Genomic DNA, 9,272 nt, shown 5'->3' with positions numbered 1-9,272 from the left:
TATTGCCGGTATGAGCGCCATTATATCTACTGGCGTGTTTTGTCAGATGGTGCCGTTGGTATCGTGACGATTTTGCATGAACGCATGCATCAGATCGATCGTTTTCGACAGGATTCTCCACACTGAGGTGCTGAACCAGGATCGATTTAGAGCGATCCGCCGAAGCTCTACATGGCTCCCTATCTCCTTCTAAAGTCGCCATTTGGTGGCGATCTCGACTTGCACTGCTGCTGTATGACAGTACAATGACAGGGTGCTGCAAATGGCAGCGCCGAGGCGTGAGACCCTCGCTCGATGGATTTTCTGACTCGTCGCATCTGCGGCCGGGTGATCGGTGCGTATGTCCAAGCCATTCGTGGCCAAAGGCATCGATGCATGTTCTCGAGCATGGTTCTCAACTCCCGGCTTTTTGCCGGCACTGCCTTGCCAACTGCGTGGGAGTGTCAGGTGCAAGCGGTTGATGCGATCCAGTCGGGAGGTCAGTGCTCATGGGACCGATCATGAGCACCCAAGGCGTGGCACTTGCCGAAAGCGATCCGCTTCCACCCGATTTCGACAGGCTTGCTGCGGGAAGCGAGAGCCTGGCGCAGATTTATCGCCAGGAACGACCGGGTCTCCTTCGTTTCCTGTCGCGTTGGGCCACGAAAGATCGGGCAGAGGATATCGTCCAACAAATTTTCAGCCGGATGGCGGCGAAACCGCATGAACATGGTGCGATTCAGGCTCCGGGCGCCTATCTGCGGCGTGCCGCATCGAACCTGCTTCATGACGAGGCCAAATCGGCATGCCGCGCAAGTGCGGCTGACGATATTGTCATCGATGATCTCTCATTGGCGGGGGGCGATCCCGTGGCGGTGCTTGAGGCCCGCGACCGGCTCGCCCGCATCGAACAGGCAGTTTTGCGGCTCAAGCCCTTGACCCGAGAGATATTTCTGGCTTGCCGTCTCGACGGCTACAGCTATGCCGAAATCGCGGCCAGGACCGGGCTGAGCGTGAAAGGGGTGGAAAGGCAGATGAGCAGGGCGATCAAGCAACTGGGCCGGCATTTGCGGGCGCATGACTGAAAACGACGGCTCATCCATTCCCAATTCGATTGGTGAGGCGGCAGACGAGTGGCTGAACCGGCTGCAAGGCGGGGCGGATTTAAGCACCGATCCCCGGTTCAAAAAGTGGATCGATGTCGATCCCCGGCATGGTACGGCATTCGAAGAGGCGAAGAAGAACTGGCAGCTCAGTTATCTGCTTGGCGACCGGGAAATCGGTCGTAACCGGCGCCTCCCTTTCGCGCCTTTCTGGATGCGCCGGAACACCCATCTTGCAGCGGCTGGCCTGGGTGTCGCGGTGGTCGTTGGAGTCTCGGTGTTCAGCCTGATGCGTGTCGGCGGCCCGCTTGAATTGACGGCGTCAGCGCAGGCGGCCGTCTATGAGACCGGAATTGGCGAAATCCGAACCGTTCGGCTTCCCGATGGCTCGACCGTGATCCTCGATACCGCAAGCCGGATCGAGATTCAGTTCACGTCGAGCGCACGAAAGATCCAGATCGCGCGGGGTAGAGTACGCTTCGATGTGGCACCCGATGGGCGGCGCCCGTTTCGCGTTGTCGCGCCGATCGGTGAACTTGTCACTGGCGGTAGAGAGTTCGATGTCAGCGTGATCAGCACCCCGGCCTTGGTGACCGCGCTGAAGGGCATTGTCGAGCTGGGCGCCGCCTTCGCCTCGCATGAACCGAAGCAGCTGCCGGCCGGTTCCAGCTTGGCCCAAGGCGAGGCTTCCATCCGTCCGGCACCGAAATCTGAAGGTTTGTGGGTGAATGCCATGCTCGCGGCGGACGCAACGCCGCTTGAAGAGGCCGTCGCTTCCATGAACCGCTATAATGTGGTCCAGATCCGGCTGTCCGATCCGTTGCTGGCGCATCTTCGGATAAGCGGAGCCTTTCGTTTTCACGATCCCAAAGGGTTCGTGGAAGTCGTGTCGAAGAGTTTGGGGCTTGCCGCGCATCAATCCGGTGAGATCATCACGCTATCCGAGGCGCATTGATCGCTTTCCGGTCCTTTCAAAAAAAATTTGTAGGGTGATTCTTCCAGCGGTCGTCTCCCCACTGTCCCGCCCATTGGCGGTACGGGGGAGAAGGCCATATGCACCGACTATCGCTCTCAACGCTTTATCTTTCCGGCAGCATTGCCGTTGTCGCCATCGCCGTCACGGCCCCGGCCGTGTTGGCGCAGCAATCGGAACCCATCGCCGTCGATTTGCCGGCGCAGCCGCTTGGCGCGTCCATCCGCGATCTTGCATTGCGCTCGGGCAGGACGGTGCTTGTCGATGCCGATCTGGTGGAAGGATTGCGGGCCAAGGCGCTGCGAGGAAGTTTCACGCTCGAAGATGCGCTTGACCGCCTGCTGGCCCATTCCGGGCTGACCTATGAACAGGTGGGGGAAAGCGTCGCCATTCGAAAAATGCCCGGAGCAGAAAGGGGATCGGGGGCCGATGCAGGCAGCGGCATCATCGTCACCGGCAGCCGTATTCGCGGTGTACCGGTATCGTCGCCGGTCCTGATCCTGGACAATCAGAGCATCAGGGATAGTGGGCTGGCGGATCTGGGCGACGTGGCGCGATCCCTTCCACAAAGCTTCGGTGGCGGGCAAAATCCGGGTGTCGGGTTCAACGTGCCGTCCAGCACCGGCGGCAACGTAGGCGGCGGATCCACCGTCAACCTGCGCGGCCTGGGCAGCGACGCAACGCTGACGGTTCTCAATGGCCGCCGCGTGCCTTATGACTCCGCGCGGCAGGGCGTTGATATTTCCGCCATCCCGCTTTCGGCAGTCGACCGGATCGAGGTCGTGGCCGATGGCGCTTCCGCGATCTACGGGTCCGATGCGGTGGGCGGCGTCGTCAACGTGATCCTGCGCCGCGACTATGATGGCGCCGAAACCCGGGCGCGGATCGGAGGGTCGCCCAATGGCGGCAATTTCCAGCAGCAATATAGCATACTTGCGGGAAAGCGCTGGGCAGGCGGCGGCGGCTTTCTGACCTATGAATATGGCCGTAACAGCGCGTTATGGACCAACCAGCGGGAGAAGTTCGGCCGGATAAGGCCGAACATCACCGTCCTGCCTGCCAGCCAAAGGCATGCGGTCGCTGGCAGCGTCCATCAGGGCCTGACCGATACGCTCTCGGTCGAGATGGACGGGCTCTATAATAGCCGGACCGGCACATTCTCCTATCCGATGAGTGTTGCCGCCAATCTGGCCGTGAACCGTATCACCCAGAGTTACGACAGCTATACGCTGGCCCTCGCTGGCGCGGCTCGCCTGTCCCTTGGTCCCTGGCAACTCAGTTTCACCGGCACCTTCGGCAAAGGTCGGACCTATTTCCAGGGCGACACCTTCATCAACAATATTTTCACCAGCCGCGCCTGGGGGCGCTACAACAACCAGACGGTCACCGGCGAAATTGCCGGCGACGGACCGCTTTTCAGGCTGCCGGGCGGCGATGCGAAGCTGGCGATCGGCGCGGGCATCCGTGCCAATGACTTCGAGATTTATCGCGGCGTCGGCAATATCACCAACGCCAAGCCGTCGCAGGACAGTGTCTATGCCTTTGGCGAAGCCAGCTTCCCGCTGGTGGACGCCGCACAGCATGTTCCGCTCATCCGCAAATTGAGCCTGAGCGGTGCGCTGCGCTATGAACGGTATCGCGACATCGCCGAGGTGGTGACGCCAAAATTCGGGTTGATCTATGCGCCGGCCGATTCCATCGACATCAAGGCGAGCTGGGGCAAATCCTTCAAGGCGCCGAGCTTCATCCAGCTCTATTCGATCGAGCAGGCGCTGCTCTATCCGGTCGCGACGCTGGGCGGCAGCGGTTATCCGGCCGGGACCACGGCGCTGCTGGTGAGCGGCGGTAACACCGGCCTCAAACCCGAAAAGGCGCGCAGCTGGTCGGCCAGCATCGCCCTCCATCCGCCCGCTCTGCCCGGCGCCTCGCTGGAACTCAGCTATTTTCACACCCGCTATGTTGACCGGATCGTCAACCCGATTCCGACAGCGGGCAGGGCGCTCAGCGATCCCATGTACCGGAACTGGATCGTCTATGCGCCGACGGCCGCACAGCTCGCCGATGCGATCGCGCGCTCGGACCAGTTCATCAACGCCACCAGTGGGACCTATGATCCGGCGAAGGTCGCGGCCATTGTTAACGCTGCCAACGTCAATGCCGGTCGCCAGACCATCCAGGGTATCGATGCGCAGGCGAGCTATCAAAGCGACCTCGGCACCGGCAAGCTCAATGTCTCGGCGAACGTCACCTATCTCGACAGCGAACAGCAGATTTCCGCCTATAGCCCGATCACGCAGCTCGCAGGACAGCTGTTCAATCCGCCCCATTGGCGCGGTCGAGGAACGGTAAGCTGGAGCGACGATGCCTTCAGCGTCGCCGCGACGGTCAGCCGGATCGGTGGCGTCGACGACGCCCGAACAGCCGCCGTCAGGCGGATTGACGGAACCATGACCGTCGATTTGAGCGCGCGCTATAAATGGTCGGACGGTGTGGGTTGGCTCAGCGGCATGCAGATCGGCCTATCGGTTCAGAACCTCCTCAACGATCTGCCATCGGTGGTGGCGACCTCGCTCTATGCCTATGCGCCCTATGATTCGACCAACTATTCGCCGGTCGGCCGTTTCATCGCTCTCGAATGGGTCAAGAAATGGTGAGGGCGCGCCGCATCATAGATTTTGCCCTGCTGGGTGGAAGCGTGGCGCTGCTCGCTTTCTGCCGCGAAGCGCGGGCCGATTGCGCCGATCTCCTCGCGCAAGCGCCGCCGCATAGTAAAGCGCGGGCGATCACAGCCAGGGATCTGGTGGAATTACGCGACATCGGGCGACCTGACGGTGCCCTGGTGGGAAACGCGCGCCCGCTGAGCCCCTCGCCGGACGGAAGGCGGATCGCCTTCATGATGATGCGCGCCGATCCCGCGACCAACGGCTATTGCATCGGCCTCGCCACCATGGATGCAAAGCCTGGTTCTTCGCCGCGTCTCATCCATCAGGGCGGAGACATCATCCTGGGTGCCGGAGATTATCGGGGCGTGATCCTCTCGACCGGCTATCCGGTCCTGCTCGCGCCGGCCTGGTCGCCGGATGGGAAGTGGATAGCCTTTCTCCGCCGCGACCATGGTTTGACCCAATTATGGCTTGTGGCGCCGGATGGACAGGCGGCGCACCCACTTACGCGATCGCCGGTCGATATCGAGCAATTTGCCTGGAATGCCGATGGTACGGCGCTCATCTATTCCAGCCGTCAGGGACAGGTCGCCGAACGAGAATCTGCGGCGCAGGAGGCGCTGGCGGGCTTCCGCTATGATGATCGCTATGTGCCGATGATGAGCGACAAGCCGATGCCCATCGCCGCCATCCCCCTGTCGGTCACGCGATTGACACTGGCGGACGGGCAGGTGCAGCCGGGAAATGCGGCGGACCGCGCGCTGCTCCCGCCCGATCCGATCCATTATGACGTCGAACCCATCATCGCGAAGGCCGATGACGGCCGCCGCGCCATCGCCCAAAACAGCACGCCCAATCCTGTCAGCCCGATGGAGATCTCGGTAACGACCGCGGTTGGCGGCACAATCGCGTGCAGCAGCCCGACCTGCCAGGGGCGGTTCACCGGCCTTTGGTGGATGCCGCACGGCGGGCCCTTGCTGTTCCTGCGCCGCGAGGGCTGGAATTTCGGCACCATGGTTCTCTATCGATGGCAGCCGGGCGCGGGCGCGCCGCAACGAGTCTTCGGGACGAACGATGTCATCAGCGGTTGTGTGGCTGCGGTGGCGCGATTGACCTGCCTGCGCGAGAGTGCGACGGTTCCGGCGCGCATCGTGCGGATCGATCCCGGTTCGGGCCGTTCGGATCTGCTTTACGATCCCAATCCGGGCTTTGCGTCGATCCGCTTCGGGAAAGTCGAGCGGCTCGAATGGCGCAACGATCGTGGCTTGGAGGTCAAGGGCGATCTGGTCTTGCCGCCCGGTTATGGCGGAGGCAAGCGCCTGCCGCTGATCATCACCACCTATAGAAGCAACGGCTTTCTGCGCGGGGCGACTGGCAATGAATATCCGATCCATCTGTTTGCCGAGCACGGCTTTGCAGTGCTCGCGCTGGACCGGCCATTGCCGGTTTTCGCGGCGAAGCGAACGGAAGGCGATCCGGTCAAATTGCGGGAAGCCAATGACCGCGACTGGGCCGAGCGCTGGAGCATGCAATCCTCGGTGATGGTCGGCGTGCAGCATGTGATCGACATGGGCGTAGCCGATCCCGATCGGATCGGTATCACGGGTCTCAGCGACGGGTCCAGCACTGTGGGCTTCGCCCTCATCAACAGCAAGCGCTTCGCCGCGGCTGCCATGAGCACCTGCTGTCTTGAGCCATGGTCGGTCAACTCCACCATCGGTCCGGCATTCGCCGCTATGATGCGAAAGCAAGGCTATCCTCCCGCCACGTCTGATGACCGGGCTTTCTGGAAGGTGGGCTCGATGATCCGCAACGCCGCCGCGATCGACACGCCGCTGCTCATGCAACTGGCCGATCGTGAATATCTGACCGCGATCGATGTGTTCGCGGCGCTGCGCGAGCAAGGCCAGCCTGTCGACATGTATGTCTTCCCCGACGAATATCATAATAAATGGCAGCCGCTGCACCGGCTGGCCGTCTATGAACGCAATCTCGACTGGTTCCGCTTCTGGTTGCAGGACAAGGAAGATCCCGATCCGCGCAAGGCCGATCAATATAGTATCTGGCGAAAACTGCGCGACCAGCGGAAATCCGATGCGAACCATTAAGACTGTCCCGCAATCCAGGCCTCGACGTCAACGAGTTGCATGATGCGGAGATAGTCCGTGCCCTGGACGATTCCCTCCGCGTCCAGGGCACGTTCAAGGCGTGGGACATCGATAAGTCCGGCGCGGCGCAGCGCTCCATCGAGAAGCATGGCCCGGATCAGCAACCGGTTGCCTTCATAGATTTGCGCCACATAGCTGTCCGGCGTTCCCTTGACCCTGCGGTCCAATATTTCGGCGGGGAGCCGATCGCGAAATGCGTCTCGCGCCACGATCCGGTTCTGCCCATCCCGATACCACCACCAGCTCGGAATCTTGAGGCAGGCCTCGACGACGGGTTGGGAGGCGAGGGGCGTCATATGGCGGACGGGACTGAGGAGATCGCAACTCTCCGCCCACCCCTGGGCAGCGACGATCATCGCGATATGCGCGGCCGTCCCGGCTTCCGCGTCGCGCGGGGGCTCAAGCCAGGGATGGTTCGGCACAAGCGCGCTGTCGCCCATTATTTCAGGGGCAAGAAAGGAGGTTTCCACCGGCCAGCGGAAAACGGGCGAGCGCCTGAAGATGCGCGCTGCCGCGCGGCGCAGCACGGTGCCGACCCCAACCTCCGCCAGTCTCGCGATCGAGAGGGCCGTAGCGACTGCTTCCGTCAGGCTCCCGCCGCGCCGTAGCGCATCCGCCACCGGCGCGACCGAACGCAGCGCAAAGAAGACATTATCCCCGCCACCGCCGTCCAGGGTCAGATCGGCGCCGGTCCGGCAAACCGCCTCTTGAAGCAGTTTCGTGGTTCCCTGCATGAAGGATCGGGTGATCGGATTGGGCTGGCCATGGGCGTCCGACCGTGTGAGATCGACCATATCCACCTCCCACCGTGCCTCGATCTGGGGAATGCGCAGCCGAGACGCGACCATGCGGGCGAAGGCCCGTTCGTCGCCGACGCCGCCCTGGCTGGAGAGATTGAGGCTATCATAAGGACAGCCATGGGTGCTGAGCGAGGCCGCCAGCACGGAAGAATCGAGCCCGCCGGACAGAAGCACTATCGCCCGCTGAGAACCCAGCGTGCTCCCGCGCGTCGCGGTCGAAACAGCCTGTCTTACGAGGCCCGCCGCCTTCTCGCGATTGTCGATCCAGTGCCGGCGGCCGGCCTGTGCCCAGGGGCTCCAGATTCTGTTGAGCCGAATGGAATCGGGCGAAACATGGAGGCAGGAGCCGCCCCGCAGTTCCTGTATGCCTTCAAGGCAGGTGCGGTCGGCGGGAATGTCGCGCAAGGCGAGGCGCCGCGCTATATCGGTCCATGCGACACCCCGGCGGGTCCAACCCGCCATCGCCATCGCCTCCATGTCGGACGCGACGAACAGCCGGTCATGCTGACGGGAATGGAAGCAGGGGAGGCGACCGAAGGGCGATCGCAAGATGTGGTAACCGTGCCGGTCGGCATCTGGCATGATGGCAATGAAATTCCCCCAATAATCCCGGAATATTCGGCGCAATGCCGGCTCATCGACAGCTTGGGCGAAATCGGGCGGAAGATGGGCGGGATCGCTCTTGTCGGTGGCGAAGATCGACCCCAGGACAAGGGCGTCGCCGCAGCGCATCAGCGGGAGATTCTCGCTGGTGGCGAGAAAGAAGGGTCTATCCTGACGGATGGTCATGCCGCAGGCATCGGCCTTCCCACGGCGCTTTTGCACGACGGACGGACCTTGCTCCGGGCTGAGCGGGATGATGGCGATGAAGCTTTCCATCAGATGGTCCTGATCGGACAGAAGGGCCGGGCATTTTCAGGATCGTCACCGATGATCCTGCCGTCGATCTCGACCCAGCTATGCGCCTGGAAGGGATCGCATTTCACGCCCAGCACCAGGTCCGGGCGGAAATCGGCGGTGAGCAGCCATGAGGCGAGCGAAAGGGACGTCGCCAGGCATTGGTCGCGAGCCGAGGAAAGAAGCGCGGCGCGCTGATAGGCAAGGCCGATCCGGGCGAGCATCTTGTGGGAAGGCGGTTTTGCGGTGGAAGCCGACTTTCGGCGCGCGATCGCCGCAAGGTTGGAGGCGAGCGGCTTTTTCCGCAGACGCCGGCGCCAGATCGCGCGGAGAAGCAGCGCGCGGCCAATGTCGATGGGCGATGCACGACCATTGCGCAACTCTATCCCGCGATCGGGCGGCCCGACCCGAGCGCAAGGCTGCGGACGCACGGCCGACGGCGACGGGGTGATGATCCCGGTGCGGATCAGTGCGACGCCTGCGTCATCATCGAACGTGCCATGATCGGCGAGAGCCGCAAAGGCCCGATCGAGTTCGGGACTGAGCCCGAAATAGCGGTCCGCTTCGATATCGAGGAAGACAATCCGGCCGTCCGGCCGGCAGAAGCTCAATCCATCTCGCAGGGCAAAGCCGCTCATCGGGCACCTTTCACGCTGGTCGGCGCGCGGCCATCGACCGCGCGCCGCTTG

6 protein-coding genes and 1 pseudogene are annotated in these 9,272 nt (G+C 62.6%); 5 read left to right on the top strand and 2 right to left on the bottom strand.

Going from position 1 to position 9,272, the window contains the following annotated elements; genetic code table 11:
- From MRBLMC3_RS08275 to MRBLMC3_RS08255, 5 genes and pseudogenes are all read left to right on the top strand, one after another.
- A pseudogene (locus tag MRBLMC3_RS08275) lies at positions 1–126 on the top strand (type II toxin-antitoxin system RelE/ParE family toxin); the annotation flags it as partial.
- A 374-nt stretch (positions 127–500) separates the two neighbouring features.
- Positions 501–1,064: an RNA polymerase sigma factor gene (locus tag MRBLMC3_RS08270; RefSeq protein ID WP_363827551.1), complete on the top strand. Its 564-nt coding sequence runs from the start codon at positions 501–503 to the stop codon at positions 1,062–1,064.
- Positions 1,057–2,037, top strand: a complete 981-nt coding sequence (locus MRBLMC3_RS08265) for a FecR family protein (protein WP_363827549.1) — start codon at positions 1,057–1,059, stop codon at positions 2,035–2,037. The genes MRBLMC3_RS08270 and MRBLMC3_RS08265 overlap by 8 nt, the downstream gene beginning before the upstream one ends.
- A 98-nt stretch (positions 2,038–2,135) precedes the next feature.
- Positions 2,136–4,709 carry a TonB-dependent receptor gene (locus MRBLMC3_RS08260; protein WP_363827546.1) on the top strand — a complete coding sequence of 858 codons (2,574 nt, stop codon included), beginning with the start codon at positions 2,136–2,138 and terminating at the stop codon, positions 4,707–4,709.
- Positions 4,703–6,826, top strand: coding sequence for an Atxe2 family lasso peptide isopeptidase (locus MRBLMC3_RS08255; protein WP_363827543.1), 2,124 nt, complete (start codon positions 4,703–4,705; stop codon positions 6,824–6,826). The genes MRBLMC3_RS08260 and MRBLMC3_RS08255 overlap by 7 nt, the downstream gene beginning before the upstream one ends.
- Here MRBLMC3_RS08255 and MRBLMC3_RS08250 read toward each other — a convergent pair.
- Positions 6,823–8,565, bottom strand: a complete 1,743-nt coding sequence (locus MRBLMC3_RS08250) for an asparagine synthase-related protein (RefSeq protein ID WP_363827541.1) — start codon at positions 8,563–8,565, stop codon at positions 6,823–6,825. The two genes, MRBLMC3_RS08255 and MRBLMC3_RS08250, sit on opposite strands and share 4 nt — an antisense overlap.
- Positions 8,565–9,221 carry a lasso peptide biosynthesis B2 protein gene (locus MRBLMC3_RS08245; protein ID WP_363827538.1) on the bottom strand — a complete coding sequence of 219 codons (657 nt, stop codon included), beginning with the start codon at positions 9,219–9,221 and terminating at the stop codon, positions 8,565–8,567. Before MRBLMC3_RS08245 ends, MRBLMC3_RS08250 begins: the two co-directional genes overlap by 1 nt.
- Positions 9,222–9,272 lie beyond the last annotated feature (51 nt).

The organism is Sphingobium sp. LMC3-1-1.1 (assembly GCF_040676285.1).
Taxonomy (GTDB): domain Bacteria; phylum Pseudomonadota; class Alphaproteobacteria; order Sphingomonadales; family Sphingomonadaceae; genus Sphingobium.
This window is presented reverse-complemented; position numbering and strand designations above follow the sequence as displayed.

Bases quoted from the DNA above. Each gene is read 5' to 3' on its own strand.
- MRBLMC3_RS08270 (WP_363827551.1), top strand. From the start codon at position 501: ATGAGCACCCAAGGCGTGGCACTTGCCGAAAGCGATCCGCTTCCACCC.
- MRBLMC3_RS08265 (WP_363827549.1), top strand. From the start codon at position 1,057: ATGACTGAAAACGACGGCTCATCCATTCCCAATTCGATTGGTGAGGCG.
- MRBLMC3_RS08260 (WP_363827546.1), top strand. From the start codon at position 2,136: ATGCACCGACTATCGCTCTCAACGCTTTATCTTTCCGGCAGCATTGCC.
- MRBLMC3_RS08255 (WP_363827543.1), top strand. From the start codon at position 4,703: ATGGTGAGGGCGCGCCGCATCATAGATTTTGCCCTGCTGGGTGGAAGC.
- MRBLMC3_RS08250 (WP_363827541.1), bottom strand. From the start codon at position 8,565: ATGGAAAGCTTCATCGCCATCATCCCGCTCAGCCCGGAGCAAGGTCCG.
- MRBLMC3_RS08245 (WP_363827538.1), bottom strand. From the start codon at position 9,221: ATGAGCGGCTTTGCCCTGCGAGATGGATTGAGCTTCTGCCGGCCGGAC.